This window comes from Mesorhizobium sp. M0808, from assembly GCF_040320025.1.
In the GTDB taxonomy this organism is placed as follows: Bacteria; Pseudomonadota; Alphaproteobacteria; order Rhizobiales; family Rhizobiaceae; genus Mesorhizobium.
The window spans coordinates 43210-58685 of record NZ_JAMYOX010000039.1 but is presented as its reverse complement, the minus strand read 5'-3'; the positions used below and the strand labels follow the sequence as shown (position 1 = coordinate 58685).

Here is a 15476-nt window from a genome sequence, read left to right as displayed (position 1 = left end):
CAATACGGATAAGGTGTTCCACGGACGGCTCCCTTGTTTGAGATCTCAACGAACTCATTCTGGCACATCCGATGCCGTCGGGCGCCGTCCACCCCATCATGCCATGACGTCAGCCGAAGAATGACGTCAGCCGAAGAATGCAGCGGATCGGAATCGCGCTCGTATCCGTAACGTGGACAGCTACCCTTCAACCATCACCCGCGACTGACCGCCGGTGCGAAAAGCACTCGAATTTGCTCCGCTTTCGTGTACGCAAATGTAACGGCATGGATCCCAGGGTCTTCGCTACGTCGCTTCGCTCCTGCTCCGGCCCAGGGATGACGAATGCGAGGAGGCTTCGGCCAATCTCGGAGATTTACGCTTTGCCACTGAAAGAATTTTGGAGGCTCGCTGCCGAGTGGCAGGCCAACGTAAGTAATACCCGAGACTTCATCTCGAGTATTACTTGACTTAACTTCGCGGGGAACAAACCGTCAGGATTTAGCGCTTCTCTTTGCGGGCTTTGGGGCCTTGCTTGCGGCCGGCTCGCCTTTTGGCCCTCGCTTCGCCGGAGGTGGAGAAGACAAAGCGCTTGCGCCGCCGAAGTCCGAGCCACCGGACCGAGGCGTTTCCAGCACGGTGACGCAGCCGTCGAGGTCGTTGGTGGCCAGATGGGCGTAACGCATGGTCATCGACAGCGTCTGATGGCCGAGCCACATCTGCACGCGCCTGATGTCGATGCCGCCCTGGACGAGACGCGAGGCGCAAGTATGGCGCAATATATGCGGCACGACCTGATCGTCGGCACCAAGCCCGACTTCGGCCTTGGCATCGTTCCAGATGGCGCGAAACTGCGCCTGGCTGAGCTTGGTGAACGGGCCTTTGGGCCGGCGGCCCTCGGTGGCCGGCAGCTTGATCACCTCTTTTACCCGCTCGGTCATCGGAATGGTGCGGCTGCGGCCGGATTTGGTGATCCAGAAACTGACGCGGTGCTCCTGGATATCGTTCCAGATCAAACCCAGCGCTTCGCCGAGGCGGCAGCCGGTGTCGACGAGAAAGACGGAAAGCCGATAAGCGTCCTCGCTGCGGCTCTTGATGGCGGCGAAGAGCCGGGCCTCCTCGTCTCTTTCGAGGAAACGAATCCGTCCCGCCCGCTCCTTCTGGCGGCGGAACTCGGGCAGGCTGTGGATATCCCCCATCTTGTAAGCCTTGCGCAGCAGTTTGCTGAGGGCAGCCATCTTCCGGTTGATGGTTGCGTTGCTGTTGCCGCGCTGGCGCAAGGTGCCGATAAGGTTGTCGAGGGTGCTTTGGTCAAAGGCGCTGAAACGCTCCCCAAGGAGAATCTCGTCTATCTCGCCGATGAAGGAGCTGACATTGTATTTATGCCGCCCGTCATCCCAAAGTATGTCCCGGTATGCTGAAAACAGTTCTCCGATCCTGTGCGACTTTACTTCTCGTATCTTGTTATAACTGTATTTTATCTTTGCAGTTTGAGAAGAAAATATCGAAAAATGATCAGAGGTTCCTCCCTCTTGAATCGCATCGTTCGTCATTATTCGCCACACCCCCCGAGTGGATAGGCCTAGACCTACCTGCTTGGCGGTGCCCTTTCAAGAGTTTTAAGCGTTGCGGCCGATTTCATCCGCCAGCGGCGGATCCCAACGACATCGTTCCACAACTCTGTTCAGCTACCGAACCCCCTTTTCCTTCTATTTGCGACCAGTCGCGAGAACAAAAACAGCCCGGGCGTTAAAGCGCCCGGGCTGGATTTCACTTGCCTTAAGTCCAGCCCTTAGAACGAGCGCTGGAAGCGGAGGAAGCCGCCAACGGCGTTTTTCTTGTCGCCCGGGATGCCGGTCCAGTTGTATTCATAACCGGGCAGCGAGTCGCTATCGATGTGATGGCTGTTATGAGCCCAGTCCACTTCGGCCGTGATCGTGAAGCCGGGAACGATGTCGTAGGCGATATTGGCCGCGACGCCAGCTTCCTTGGCTTCGTCATACGACGCCTGGAGGTTGAACGAGGTCTTCTCGTTGATGGTGTAGGTGCCACCACCCCAGACTGCCCAGTTGCCGCCCCACTGCTTGTAGAAGTTGCGCGGGAGATTGTCGTCAGAACCGTAGCCGGCCATCAAGAACAGCGACAGGTTCTGCATCGGCGTCACGTCGAGGCGAACCTTGCCGGCCCATTCTTCCAGGCTGCTGTCATAGGCGACAACACCGCTGATGGAGCCCCAGCCCTGCGTGTACTTCACGCCGCCGACGACATACGGAACGAAGCTGTCGACCGAGTCGTGACCGAGATTGAGGGCAGTATTAGCGTCGTTAAGGATAAAGCCTTCACCGGTTTCCAACGAAGCCACGGCCGAGAAGCCGTTGCCGGCATCGAAGTAGTACTGGACGACGTTGGTGTCGAAACCGCCGTAGGGAACGATCGTATCCTGGATGACGTTGCCGGCGTAGCCGGTGAACGTGTTGAAGGCTGTTTCGTCCTTACCGACGCGGAGACCACCAAGCTGGATCCAGGCGAAGTTCAGCGAAACGCCTCTGCTGCCAAAGTCGGAGAAGCCCGTGTCGAACCCAGGCACGCTTTGATAACCAGTTCCCCAGTTGAAGCGGGTCTCGGTGTAGGTCTTCAAGGTGCCCATCTCGGTTTCCTGGCCGGTATAGGTCCTCAGCGTGAAGCGAGCCTGCTTGTAGTAGCCGTCGTTCTCGTTGTCTTCACCATTCAAGGCATCCAACAGGTCCTGGTACCTGGCGCCGTCGAACGAGCCAGCCTGGCCCACGCCGATGTCATAGCGGACATAGCCGCCGATGCGCAGGCAGATTTCGGTGCCGGGGATGTAGTAGTAGCCAGCGCCGTAGACGTCGCAGATCTTGACGTATTCAGCGGGTTCCGGCTCGGCGACGACGACGGCGTCGGCGGCGCGCGCACCGGAAACTGCGATCAGTGCCGCAGCGGAGCCGAGAAGAAGGCTCTTGATGTTCATTTTCTGACCTCCAGTCAAAAGTTAAAAAACGGGTCTGGGTATTCTTTGCTGAAGGACAGCGTTCCCTGCCCCATCCCCACTACCGAAAAAGATGCGCACCGCGCCGCTCCTTCAAACCCGACATTACCCATGAGACGGCGGCGTTCAACCACGATCGTACCGGCAAAAGGTTTGTGTTGGCGCTATACCCCGGCGTTGTTGCACAAATGACACGATTTGGCCTCACTCCGAAAGCTCCCGTTAACCAACAGCCCTTCGCAAGCCGTTGCAAACCGCGGATTCCGGCGATGGTCGGCCCGAAATGTGACCGTGGCCCGAGTCGCGAACCAGGGAATTGCCGTAGAATCGCCACATCGCCGCGCGGCGCTTTGGCGAAGGGTCGATTTTTCAAGGATAATAGCGTCAGCTTGTTGATTGTGCCGGCGCTTTTCTTTATCCACCGGCGCAACGGAGAGGTGGCCGAGTGGTCGAAGGCGCTCCCCTGCTAAGGGAGTAGAGGTCAAAAGCTTCTCGTGGGTTCGAATCCCATCCTCTCCGCCACCCTACGCCCTGCGGGCTTCGGGTGGCAGGCCACCCGAAACCGCATTTTGGGCGTAGGGTGTCGCCCGAAGCTACGAAGTAGCGTAGGGGGACCATGTGGTACGTCTATTTCCTGCAACTTCGTAACGGCGATGTCTACGTCGGGTCGACCAACGACCTTCGGCGCCGTTTCGAATCGCATCGATCAGGCTATGTGACTTCGACTAAGGCCTATCTGCCTGTAGCTTTGAAGTCCTACATCGGGGTTGAAACCGAGGCCAACGCACGGCAACTCGAGCGATATTTCAAGACCGGTTCGGGCAAGACCTTTGCGAGTAAACGTTTTTGGCCGACACGGCCTCACTGACGGCCTTAGGACCTATCTATTTGAAATATAAATAAAAACAAACCCAACGAGCTGCTTTTCGCCGACCTCCGTCCCGATTCTGACTGGAGGTCAGAAAATGAATATCAAGAGCCTTCTTCTCGGCTCAGCCGCGGCATTCGTCGCGGTCTCCGGTGCGCGCGCCGCCGACGCTGTTGTGGTCGCCGAGCCGGAACCCGCCGAATACGTCAAGATTTGCGACGTCTACGGCGCCGGCTACTTCTACATCCCCGGCACCGAGACCTGCCTGCGCATCGGCGGCTACGTCCGCTATGACATCGGCATCGGTGACGTCGGCTCATTTGACGGTGCAAAGACTACCGATCAGCAGGACGGCGACTCGCAGGATACCTACTACAAGCACGCCCGCTTCACGCTCAAGACCTGGACCGGCCAGGAAACCGAGCTCGGCACCTTGAAGACCTACACCGAGACGCGCTTCAACTGGGGTAACCACAACGATTACCTTGATGACAACTTCAATGGCGGTACGAGCGTTTCGCTGAACTTTGCCTGGGTCCAGCTCGGTGGTCTGCGCGTTGGCAAGGACGAATCGGCCTTCGATACCTTCATCGGCTACGCCGGCAACGTCATCCAGGATACGCTGGTCCCCTACGGCGGCTTCGACACCAATGTCGTCCAGTATTACTTCGATGCCGGAAACGGCTTCTCGGCCGTGGCTTCGTTGGAAACCGGTTCGGGCAGTGCCGCCGCGGATCCTGGCATTTTCCAAGACAGCAACAGCGGCAATGATTCCATCGACAGCTATGTCCCGTATGTCGTCGGCGGTATCAAATACACGCAGGGCTGGGGCTCGATCACCGGTGTCGCCGCCTACGACAGCACCTGGGAAGAGTGGGCCGGCAAGGTTCGCGTCGACGTTACGCCGATACAGAACCTGACACTGTTCCTCATGGCCGGTTACGGCTCTGACGACAACATCGACCGCAACTTCTACAAGCAATGGGGCGGCAACTGGGCAGTCTGGGGTGGTGGCACTTACACCATAAACGAGAAGACCTCGTTCAACCTCCAGGCGTCGGCTGACGATGACAAAAACTACGGCGTCGCCGCGAACATTGCCTACGATATCGTTCCCGGTCTCACGATCACTGCCGAAGTCGATTGGGCCCGCGACGGTCAGTTTGACAAAGCCTACGATCGCAACTGGACCAATGCCGACGACAAGGACAGCGTCGGCGGCATGCTCCGCTTCCAGCGCTCATTCTAACAGTCCGAGCTAGATTGAGATTGAACCCGGCGGGCAACCGCCGGGTTTTTCGTATCGGCGCGACGCAGCTGTCAACTCTCGATGCATAATGCAGGCTGCTGCTGAGCAGCCGATCGCAGGGCTGGTCGAATGCAATGCTCGCTCCGCACGCTTGTTCGTGCAAAAGAAAACTTGGGCCGATCTGAAGAGCTGGCCTACCGGATCAATGTATCTCGACAGCAAGTCACGATCGACCTCGGCCGATCGGGCGCATCCTACTTGTTCAAATTTCAGCCAGATCGCCCAAGGCGTCAATCAGCGGCTGAATTGCGCTCTCATACTTTTTCCAGCGTTTGACGGATGAACTATAGATCGGCTGCCGGACCTGCCAGCGGCTGGGGGTATTGACCGATCCGCTCCTCTCGAAAAAGCGCAGGCAGGAATCGTCCCAAGGCAAGCCGAGATGATCGATGAGACGGCGCGATTGCGTCTCCTGATCCGCAACCAGCGTCTCATAGCGGCTTTCGAAAATACGTCCGGGAAAGACCTTGTCCCAGTGCCGCATCAAGCGATCATATTCGCGGTAGTACAACCCGAGTGTCTCAAGGTCGGCGTTGTAGCCGTGGTCCTTGGTGAAATGCAAGACGAAGCAGGAGACGCAATTGTCGATGGCATCGCGCCGGCAATGAATGATGCGTGCGTTGGGAAAGAGAATTCCAATCACGCCGATAAACTCGAAGTTGTGCGGCATCTTGTCGACGATGCGGGGCGCGGCAGGCGCGTGCTGGCGCAGATAAGACAGGTATTCTTCGGCCAGCGCCCTCGACTGATCCCTCGTCATCGACATAATCGAACTGCGCAGGTCCTCATCCGACAGTATTCTAAAGCCCATCGAGTTCGCGATTCGCCGCAGCTTCGTAAGCTCCCCGGCGCCATGGACATCCGGATGGCTCGCGCAGATCTGCTCGGTCAGCGTCGTCCCCGACCGGGGCATGCCCAGCACAAACACAGGCACTTCAGACGGACTGCCGTGGCCAGCCTTGGCTTCCAATAGTGATGGGCTGAATATCTCGATCATGGAATCGACGCTTCGGCGGTAGTACTCCAGGTCGAAATCGTGACCAGCGGCCTTTTTCGCCCTCTTGAAGTGATCTATCGCCTCTTCATAGCGCTGAAGATCGTTCAGCACTTTGCCTGCCGCGTGGTGGAGCTGCGATGCAGCAACGGGTTCGAGCCTGGGATTGGAGAGTTCGCGCAGGATAGAGTCGAGCTCGGCAGGTTTTTCGGTGAACTTTTGCGTGTCGACCAGGTAATTGTAGGCTGCCCCAACATCGACGCGACGTTCTATTGCCTGATCGAGATAGGCTCTGGCTTCGTCCATGCGGCCGAGGCTGGTGAGCGCACCAGCCAGACCAATCCGGACCATGGGATGGTCGCCGTTGATCTTTAGCGCCTTCCAGTAAAGGGGCAAAGCCATCTCGGCCTTGTCGAAGTTGACGTAGGCACGCGCCAGTCCGCAAAGCGCTTCCACCAGATCGGGTTTCAATTCGCAGGCGCGCTGCAGGTGCCTGATCGCAAGCAAGCTGTCGCCAAGCTTCAGACCGGCTTCTCCCAGGCTAAGGTGGAAATATGGATTCTGAGGCGTCTGGCTTACTGCCCGCGCAAAATATTTGAGAGCCAACTCGTCGTCGATACCGAGCCCCAACGTGCCGAGGACGTAGAGCGAAAGCGGGTGGTTGGGCGTGCGGGCGAGAACGCGATGGCATAATTCCTCCGCCTCCGGGAGCCGCTTGGCTTGCTGAAGTTCGAGCGCCTGTCGCAGCAGCATGTCGTCAGCTTGCGCGCGCGAGGGCGATTTCACTTTCGACGGCTGCAGTTTCGGCGCCGAACGGGACTTTATGTGTTTGGACCAAGCGGGCGGCAGTCGGTTGCTCATCATGTCTCGCTAGCAAAATGGTCCGGGAGAATCCAGCCTGGCCTGAAGGCTGGCCTATCCTGTCGGGCGCCCTCCTTGTTCAAAATTCGGCTAGGTCGCCCAAGGCGTCGATCAGCGGCTGGATCTTGCCCTCATAATTTTTCCAGTGCTTGATGGACGAGTTGTAGATCGGCTGCCGGACTTGCCAGCGACTGGCCGTGTTGACCGATCCGCCCTTCTCGAAGAAGCGCAGGCAGGCATCGTCCCAGGGCAATCCAAGATAATCGATCAGACGGCGCGATTGTGCCTCCTGATCCGCAACCAGCGTCTCGTAGCGACTTTCGAGGATGCGTCCCGGAAAAACCTTGTCCCAATGTCGCATCAGGCGATCGTATTCACGGTAGTACAGCCCGAGCGTCTGCAGGTCGGCGATGTAGCTGTGTCCCTTGGAGAAATTCTGGAAAAAACACGAGAGGCAATTGTCGATGGCGTCGCGGCGACAGTGAATAATCCGCGCGTTGGGAAAGAGGAGGCCTATGAGGCCTATCAATTCGAAATTCCGGGGCATCTTGTCGACTATGCGACGTGCGGTCGGCGCACGCTCACGAAGGTAGGACAGGTGCTCCTCGGCCAGGATTTTGGACAGGTCAGGGGTGATCGGCACTATCGATTGGCCCAAAGCCCGTGCCGAAAGCCTGGTGAGGCCGGTAGCATTTGCGGCTCGCCTTAGCTTTTTAAGTTCTCCTGCGCCGTGAACATCCGGGTGGCTCGCGCAAATCTGCTCGGTCAGGGTGGTCCCCGACCGGGGCATTCCCAATACAAACACGGGCACTTCCGATGGGCTTCCATGACCCGCCTTGGTAGCCACCATGTCCGGGTTGAAGAGCTCGATCGTAGAGTCGACCCAGCGGCGATAGGCTTCCAGATCAAACTTATAGCCTGCGGCCTGCTTGCCTTTCTTGAAATGATCTATCGCGTCTTCGTAGCGCCCAAGGTCGTTCAGCACCTTGCCGGCTGCGTGATGAAGTCTCATCGCACTTTCGGGGTCAAGCTTTGGGTAGCCCAGTTCGCGCAGGATGGACTTAAGTTCGGCCGGCTCTTCGGTGAATTTGCGCGTATGCACAAGCTCGTTATAGGCAGCGGGCATCGCGATGCGACGTTCGATCGCTTCTTTCAGATAGACTTCGGCTTCGTCCACGCGACCGAGACCGGTGAGTGCGCTGACCAGTCCTGTCCGAACGCGAGGATGATCGCGGTTGATCTTGAGCGCTTTCTCGTAAACCGGGACAGCCATGTCAGCCTTGTCGAATTCGACGTAAGCGCGTCCCAACGCGCAAAGCGCTTCCAGCAAATCGGGCTTCAACTTCAATGCTTGCTGAATATGCCTGATTGCGGGCGAATATTCGCTGACTTTTAGATAAACTTCACCCAGACTAAGGTGATAAAAGGGGTTTTGAGGCTCCTCGCCGACGGCTCGGGCCAAATATCGCAGCGCCGTTTCATCGTCGAGCCCGATGAACAGCGTGCCCATGATATACAAAGCCAGGGGATGGTTGGGCGTGCGCTCCAGCACGCGGCGGCACAGTTCCTCAGCCTCGGCCAACCGCTTGGCCTGCTGCAAGCCATACGCCTGTTTCAGCAGTGCATCGTCAGCTTGCGCGCGCGACGGCGGTTTCGCTTTCGGCGGCTGCACTTTCGGCGCCGGGCGGGACTTTATGTGTTTGGACCAAGCGGGCGGCAGTCGGTTGCTCATCATGTCTCGCTAGCAAAATGATCCGGGAGAATCCAGCCTGACGTGCCCGCCTGCCGCGGAACTTGCGCAGGCCAAGCCAGCAGGCTAGCAAGAAGGCCCCTTTTCGAACGAGCCTTTGCCATGCGCCCTCCCCTTACGCCGCTCATCGACGCGCTTCCCTCCACGGTACCGTTTGTCGGCCCGGAGGCGCAGGAGCGTGATCGCGGTCGCGCCTTTCGCGCCCGCATCGGCGCCAATGAGAGCAGCTTTGGCCCTTCCCCACGCGTCATTGCCCGTATGGCCGAGATTGCCGGCGACATGTGGATGTACTGCGACCCTGACAATCACGATTTGAAGGTAGCCGTGGCCCGGCATCTCGGTGTCGGCGCCGAAAACGTCGTCGTCGGCGAAGGCATAGACGGGCTGCTCAGCCTGGTTGCGCGCATGTATGTGGCGCCGGGCGATGCGGTGGTGACCTCGCTCGGCGCCTATCCGACCTTCAACTTTCATGTTGCCGGCGTCGGCGGCCGGCTGGTCGCAGTGCCCTACGAGAACGATCGGGAAAACCTCGACGGCCTGCTGGCGGCAGTGGCCAGGGAAAAGGCGCCACTGGTCTACCTGTCCAATCCGGACAATCCGATGGGCAGCTGGTGGGAAGCCGCCGAGCTCAGCCGCTTCATCGAAGCCTTGCCGGAGACCACAATGCTGGTGCTCGACGAAGCCTATGGCGAATTAGGGCCAGCCTCAGCGCTGCCGCCGATCGATGTGGCGCGGCCGAACGTCATCCGCGTGCGCACCTTTTCCAAGGCCTATGGGCTGGCCGGCATACGCTGCGGCTATGCGGTGGCCGAGGCCCAAGTGATTCGGGACTTCGAGAAGATCCGCAACCACTATGGCGTCAGCCGCATGGCGCAGATCGCCGGTGTCGAGGCGCTTGCCGATCAGGCCTGGCTGGATAGCGTGGTGGCGCGGGTCGCCGCCGGCCGCCGGCGTACCGCCGCAATAGCCGAAGCGAACGGGCTGAAGCCGCTGGCTTCGGCGACCAATTTCGTCACCATCGACTGCGGCCGCGACGGCGCTTTCGCACTAAAAGTGCTGCAGGCGCTGTTGTCACGCGACGTCTTCATCCGCAAGCCGATGGTGCCGGTTCTCGACCGCTGCATCCGGGTCAGTGTCGGCCTCGACCACGAGCTCGACATCTTTGCCGAGGAACTGCCTGGCGCACTGGCGGCAGCGCGGGGGAACTGAAGAGCGCAACGCCGGGATTCCAGTGCTGCCCGCTATTTCTCTCCGAGCACGCGCATGACGCGCTTCAAGGCGTCCGATAATTCGGCAGCCGCGTCATCGGCGAGGCCGGCCGTCAGCCGGGCGAGGTCGCGATCCGCCGCAGCCTGAAGCCAGGCGAGCTCAGCACTTCCGCGAGCGGTCAGCGACAGGATACGTCTGCGCTGATCGGCTGGGTCAGAGCGTGTCTCGGTCAGGCCAGCGGCGGCGAACCTCCTCAGGACGCGTGAGACATAGGCCGGATCGAGCCGGAGTTCGGCAGCGATTTCGGAGGCCGCCGGCCGGAGATCGAGGTGGAACGCCCGTGCAAGAAACCCTGCCTCACCGCCGCTATTGGCGACAGCGCGGGATCGGCCGCCCAATTCGAACAGCAGCCGCGCCTCGCCCAGCGTATAGGCGCTGTGCGTCAAGGTCAGGTCGAGCAGCCCGATCAGGCGCGTGTAGAAGCGATTGAAGCCACGTATCTCTGCGACAAGGGCATTCCGATCGGCCGGCATGTCGACCTCCTTCGGACGGACCGCTCCGTCAGGGCCATGATCACCTATTATTTGACTTAGTCAATCATTAATGGAGACGCCGCCTATCTCGCACGTGAAGCTGGCGGATAGCGACCGGAGAGAGACCTTCGATGCACGTTGCGCGGTTGAATTTGCACGGCGATGCGCCAGACTCGACTTAAAGGATGGAGAGCGCGATGACCGATCGTACGGTGCAGGTATGCATATACGGCAAGGTGCAAGGCGTCAGCTACCGGGTCTGGGCGCGGCGCGAGGCGTCGGCGCTTGGCCTTGCCGGGTGGGTGCGCAACGAAGTTGACGGCTCGGTGACAGCCTTGATCGCAGGGACCGGTGCGGCGGTCTCGACAATGATCGAACGGCTTTGGCAAGGACCGCCAGGGGCAGCAGTTTCGAAGGTCGATGTCGAGGAGATCGAGTCACGCAACATGTCCGCGGGTTTCAGGATTGTTGCCTAGCAAGGCATGATCCTGCTCATTCGCTTCCATCGCACAAATCTCCAGGGTGCAGATAGAGAAAACCTGAAACCATTGCCCTGCCCGGACATGCCTCGGTCCTTGAATTAATTGAACGTTTGTTTTATTGTCCGCGAAAAGGCGGCTTGTCATGGCGCGTACGACCGGTTCCGACGGAGAGAAGACCGAAGCTGCGGTCCGCGAGGCGGCGGTCAGCCTGATTGCGCGTCTCGGCTACGAGGCGATGTCGATGCGCCAGCTGGCGGCCGAGGTCGGCGTGCAGGCAGCGGCGCTGTACCGCTACTTCCCGACCAAGCAGGACCTTCTGTTCATGCTGATGAATGAGCATATGGAAGGCTTGATCGAGGCGTGGCGCGCAACACGCCCGGTCGGCGCCGATCCGGCAACGCGGCTTGCCGCTTATGTCGAAAACCACATCGCTTTCCATATCGAACGCCGCCACTCCACCCATGTCTCGAACATGGAGCTGCGCAGCCTGTCGCATGAAAAACTCACGCAGATCCTGCGCATGCGCACGGCCTACGAGAAGGAGCTGCGCGCCATCCTGCGCGACGGCGTCGAAGCGGGGTTATTCAGCATCGAAGACACCGGGCTCACCGCCATGGCGCTGATCCAGATGATGACCGGCGTCATCGTCTGGTTCCGGCCGGGCGAACGGCTGTCGATCGCCGAAGTCACCGCTACATATCTAGCAATGACAATGCGCCTTGTTGGAGCAAAGAGCGATGGCGCGTCAACGAGCTACGACGCCGCGCCTCTATTCGGGCGCGCATAGGACGCTCTAGCAACTTGATTTCGCGCATGATCCCGATTTCGGGATCGTGCGCCGGGAGGAACGGCATGTACACGCATACGCTCAACTTCGGGCTTGACGAAGACATCGAGGCGCTGCGCGACCTGGTGCGGCGCTTCGCCCAGGAAAAGATCGCACCGATCGCCGCCGAGATCGACCGCTCGAACGAATTCCCGGCACATCTGTGGGCGGAGCTCGGCGGGCTCGGCCTGCTCGGCATCACCGCCGATCCCGATTTCGGCGGCAGCGGCATGGGCTACCTCGCCCATGTCGTGGCGATGGAGGAGATTTCGCGCGCCTCGGCCTCGGTCGGCCTCTCCTACGGCGCCCATTCCAACCTCTGCGTCAACCAGATCAACCGCTGGGCGACGCAGGCGCAGAAGGAAAAATATCTGCCTTCGCTCTGCAGCGGCGAAAAGGTCGGCGCACTGGCGATGTCGGAATCGGGTGCCGGCTCCGATGTGGTGTCGCTCCGCCTGCGCGCCGAAAAGCGCAACGACCGCTATGTGCTCAACGGCACCAAAATGTGGATCACCAACGGGCCGGATGCCGAGACGCTGGTCGTCTACGCCAAGACCGATCCGGAACTCAATTCGCGCGGCATCACCGCTTTTATCGTCGAAAAGGCTTTTGCCGGTTTTTCCGTGGCCCAAAAGCTCGACAAGCTTGGCATGCGCGGCTCGAACACCGGCGAGCTGGTGTTCGAGGATGTCGAAGTGCCGTTCGACAATGTGCTGCACGAGGAAGGGCGCGGCGTCGAGGTGCTGATGTCGGGCCTCGACTACGAACGCGCCGTACTGGCCGGCGGCCCGATCGGGCTGATGGCTGCGTGCCTCGACGTGGCGATCCCTTACGTGCACGAACGCAGGCAGTTCGGCCAGCCGATCGGCGAGTTCCAGCTGGTGCAAGGCAAGCTAGCCGACATGTATGCGACGATGAGCGCGGCGCGCGCCTACGTCTATGCCGTGGCCGCCGCTTGCGATCGCGGTGAGACGGCCCGCAAGGATGCTGCCGGCTGTATTCTCTTCGCCGCCGAAAAGGCAACGCTGATGGCGCTCGACGCCATCCAGCTTTTGGGCGGCAACGGCTACATCAACGACTACCCGACCGGCCGGCTTTTGCGCGACGCCAAGCTCTACGAGATCGGCGCCGGCACCAGCGAAATCCGTCGCTGGCTGATCGGGCGGGAAATCATGGTGGAGGGCGCCTGATGGCGTCTTTTTGAGATTTTGCCAGAAGCCGCACGATGTGGCACACTTCGGAATATGTGCCACAACACAGGCGAGACGGACCATGGCTGGCAAAACGGGAAAGTCCGGATTTGACGAAGATCCGCAGGCACGGTTCGATGTCGGCGCTCGCCAACCACAGCTTCGTGCTCCGGCGAAACGCGAGCGTGTCAAGCTTGGCGAGGGCGGGCGCTTCGTCATTCCTGCCGCGATGCGCGAGGAGATGGGCGTGAAGCCTGGCGAGGACATGATCCTGCATGTCGAAAACGGCGAGCTGCGGGTAAGATCGTGGCTGCAGAATCTGCGACGCGTCCAGGCCGAATTGTCAGCGTTGAAACAGCCCGGTGAAAGCGTCGTCGACGAATTTCTGAAAGAGCGACGGGAAGAGCAGCGTCGAAGTGACAAGCGTCTCGACCGGCTTCACGCCGAAGGGACAACGGGAAAGCGGACGAAATGAAGCCCTACGTCATGGACAGTTCGGCGGCGCTCGCAATCCTGCTCAACGAGCAAGGCACCGACAATGCTTTGGGGTTCGCGCCGGACGCACAATGCAGTTCAGTCAATGCGGCCGAAATCATCGCCAAGCTGATCGACAAGGGACGCAGCATGGAACAGGCCGCGGACGACCTCGCCAGTCTCGGCATGCCGATCGCCGTTTTCGACGACGCGATGGGCATCGCCGCTGGGCAGCTTCGCCAATTGACGCGGCATCGCGGCTTGTCGCTGGGCGATCGGGCTTGCCTGGCGCTGGCAATTCGCGAGAATGCCATTGCCGTCACCGCTGATCGCGATTGGGGCGACCTCGATGTCGGCTGCAAGATCGAGCTGATCCGGTAGCGCCATGGCCGCCCTCACCTCTCAGATGTCGTCCGCCTCCGATGCCTTCCGCGCCAATGCCGAGCGCATGCGGGCGCTGGTCGCCGATATTGCTGAAAAAGCCGCCGCCATCGAGCGCGGTGGCTCGGAAGAGGCGCGTGAGCGGCACGTCTCCCGCGGCAAGCTCCTGCCGCGGCAACGCCTAGCCCAATTGCTCGATACAGGCTCGCCCTTCCTCGAAATCGGCCAGTTCGCGGCATGGTCGATGTATGGCGAGGACATCCCTTCGGCCGGCCTCATCGCCGGCATCGGCCGCGTCGAAGGCACCGAAGTGATGGTCGTCGTCAATGACGCCACGGTGAAGGGCGGCACCTATTATCCACTGACGGTGAAGAAGCATCTGCGTGCACAGGAGATCGCATTGCAGAACAATCTGCCTTGCGTCTATCTGGTCGACAGCGGCGGCGCCAATCTGCCCAACCAGGACGAGGTGTTTCCCGACCGCGATCATTTCGGCCGCATCTTCTACAACCAGGCCAACATGTCGGCCGCCGGCATTCCGCAGATCGCCTGCGTCATGGGTTCGTGCACGGCCGGCGGCGCCTATGTGCCTGCGATGTCGGACGAGACAATCATGGTGCGCAACCAGGCGACCATCTTTCTCGGCGGGCCGCCGCTGGTGAAGGCGGCCACCGGCGAGGACGTCACCGCCGAGGACCTCGGTGGCGCCGACGTGCACACAAGGCTTTCCGGCGTTGCCGACCACTATGCGCTCGACGACGAGCATGCGCTGGCCATATGCCGGCGTATCGTCAAAAACCTGAATCGGAACAAGACTGTAAGCCTTGCCTTACAGAAATCGATTCCGCCGCTTCACGATCCACATGAACTCTACGGCATCGTGCCGACGGATCTGCGCCAGCCCTACGACGTGCGCGAGGTAATCGCCCGCACCGTCGACGGTTCCGAGTTCGATGAGTTCAAGCAGAATTATGGCACCACGCTGGTCACCGGTTTCGCCCATCTCAGCGGCATGCCGGTCGGCATCGTCGCCAACAATGGCGTGCTGTTTTCGGAAAGCGCGCTGAAGGGCGCGCACTTCATAGAGCTGTGCTGCCAGCGCAAGATCCCGCTGATTTTCCTGCAGAACATCACCGGCTTCATGGTCGGGCGAAAATACGAGGCCGGCGGCATCGCCAGGGACGGCGCCAAGCTGGTCATGGCGGTCGCAACGGCCAAGGTGCCGAAGGTGACCGTGATCATCGGCGGCTCGTTCGGTGCCGGCAATTACGGCATGTGCGGACGCGCCTATTCGCCACGCTTCCTGTGGATGTGGCCGAATGCCCGCATTTCGGTGATGGGCGGCGAGCAGGCGGCAACGGTGCTGGCCGTGGTCAAGCGCGAAGGCATCGAGCGCAAGGGCGGGGAATGGAGCGCTGAGGAGGAAGCGAAATTCAAGAAGCCGATCCTGATGAAGTACGAGCACGAGGGACACCCGCTCTATTCGTCGGCAAGGCTCTGGGACGACGGCATCATCGACCCGGCCAAGACCCGCGAGGTGCTGGCGCTCAGCCTTTCGGCCGCGCTCAACGCCGAGATCGAGGAGACAAAATTCGGCGTGTTCAGGATGTGAG

Annotated in this window: 14 protein-coding genes and 1 tRNA gene; 10 read left to right on the top strand and 5 right to left on the bottom strand. The window is 60.2% G+C overall.

The features are described 5' to 3' along the window. Window positions 1-473: 473 nt before the first annotated feature. Both NKI25_RS29540 and NKI25_RS29535 read right to left on the bottom strand, forming a co-directional pair. Entirely contained in the window at window positions 474-1532 is a 1059-nt protein-coding gene (locus NKI25_RS29540) for a tyrosine-type recombinase/integrase (RefSeq protein WP_353000149.1), read from the bottom strand. 239 nt (window positions 1533-1771) lie between these two features. Next, window positions 1772-2968: a porin gene (locus tag NKI25_RS29535; protein ID WP_352591998.1), complete on the bottom strand. Its 1197-nt coding sequence runs from the start codon at window positions 2966-2968 to the stop codon at window positions 1772-1774. 449 nt (window positions 2969-3417) lie between these two features. Between NKI25_RS29535 and NKI25_RS29530 the strand changes: the two genes are divergently transcribed. From NKI25_RS29530 to NKI25_RS29520, 3 genes are all read left to right on the top strand, one after another. Further along, window positions 3418-3508: transfer RNA gene (locus NKI25_RS29530), tRNA-Ser, on the top strand. 94 nt (window positions 3509-3602) lie between these two features. Further along, window positions 3603-3854, top strand: coding sequence for a GIY-YIG nuclease family protein (locus NKI25_RS29525; RefSeq protein WP_352591996.1), 252 nt, complete (start codon window positions 3603-3605; stop codon window positions 3852-3854). A 97-nt stretch (window positions 3855-3951) separates the two neighbouring features. Then, a complete protein-coding gene (locus NKI25_RS29520) occupies window positions 3952-5103 on the top strand; it encodes a porin (protein ID WP_352591993.1) in 1152 nt (383 codons plus the stop codon). Between the two features lie 262 nt (window positions 5104-5365). Here the strand turns inward: NKI25_RS29520 and NKI25_RS29515 are convergent, their stop codons facing one another. Continuing rightward, window positions 5366-7018: a tetratricopeptide repeat-containing sulfotransferase family protein gene (locus NKI25_RS29515; protein ID WP_352591990.1), complete on the bottom strand. Its 1653-nt coding sequence runs from the start codon at window positions 7016-7018 to the stop codon at window positions 5366-5368. 79 nt (window positions 7019-7097) lie between these two features. Continuing rightward, window positions 7098-8750, bottom strand: a complete 1653-nt coding sequence (locus tag NKI25_RS29510) for a tetratricopeptide repeat-containing sulfotransferase family protein (protein ID WP_353000146.1) — start codon at window positions 8748-8750, stop codon at window positions 7098-7100. 120 nt (window positions 8751-8870) lie between these two features. On the opposite strand from NKI25_RS29510, the gene NKI25_RS29505 reads away from it, so the two are divergent. Beyond that, window positions 8871-9977 carry a pyridoxal phosphate-dependent aminotransferase gene (locus NKI25_RS29505; protein ID WP_352591984.1) on the top strand — a complete coding sequence of 369 codons (1107 nt, stop codon included), beginning with the start codon at window positions 8871-8873 and terminating at the stop codon, window positions 9975-9977. A gap of 32 nt (window positions 9978-10009) precedes the next feature. Here the strand turns inward: NKI25_RS29505 and NKI25_RS29500 are convergent, their stop codons facing one another. Continuing rightward, window positions 10010-10510, bottom strand: coding sequence for a MarR family winged helix-turn-helix transcriptional regulator (locus tag NKI25_RS29500; RefSeq protein WP_353000143.1), 501 nt, complete (start codon window positions 10508-10510; stop codon window positions 10010-10012). A 197-nt stretch (window positions 10511-10707) separates the two neighbouring features. On the opposite strand from NKI25_RS29500, the gene NKI25_RS29495 reads away from it, so the two are divergent. The 6 genes from NKI25_RS29495 (at window position 10708) to NKI25_RS29470 (ending at window position 15475) form a co-directional block, all read left to right on the top strand. Continuing rightward, on the top strand, window positions 10708-10986 hold the full coding sequence (locus NKI25_RS29495) for an acylphosphatase (RefSeq protein ID WP_353000141.1): 279 nt from the start codon (window positions 10708-10710) through the stop codon (window positions 10984-10986). A gap of 148 nt (window positions 10987-11134) precedes the next feature. Continuing rightward, window positions 11135-11779 carry a TetR/AcrR family transcriptional regulator gene (locus tag NKI25_RS29490; protein WP_353000140.1) on the top strand — a complete coding sequence of 215 codons (645 nt, stop codon included), beginning with the start codon at window positions 11135-11137 and terminating at the stop codon, window positions 11777-11779. Between the two features lie 65 nt (window positions 11780-11844). Further along, window positions 11845-13008, top strand: coding sequence for an isovaleryl-CoA dehydrogenase (locus tag NKI25_RS29485; protein ID WP_353000139.1), 1164 nt, complete (start codon window positions 11845-11847; stop codon window positions 13006-13008). 82 nt (window positions 13009-13090) lie between these two features. Next, window positions 13091-13483 (top strand): AbrB/MazE/SpoVT family DNA-binding domain-containing protein, encoded by a 393-nt coding sequence (locus NKI25_RS29480; RefSeq protein WP_352706615.1) that lies wholly within the window; start codon window positions 13091-13093, stop codon window positions 13481-13483. Continuing rightward, complete coding sequence (locus tag NKI25_RS29475; RefSeq protein ID WP_023677795.1) at window positions 13480-13863, top strand: type II toxin-antitoxin system VapC family toxin; 384 nt, start codon at window positions 13480-13482, stop codon at window positions 13861-13863. Before NKI25_RS29480 ends, NKI25_RS29475 begins: the two co-directional genes overlap by 4 nt. Window positions 13864-13867: 4 nt before the next feature. Next, window positions 13868-15475: a carboxyl transferase domain-containing protein gene (locus NKI25_RS29470; RefSeq protein ID WP_353000136.1), complete on the top strand. Its 1608-nt coding sequence runs from the start codon at window positions 13868-13870 to the stop codon at window positions 15473-15475. The last annotated feature ends 1 nt before the right edge of the window (window position 15476 follow it).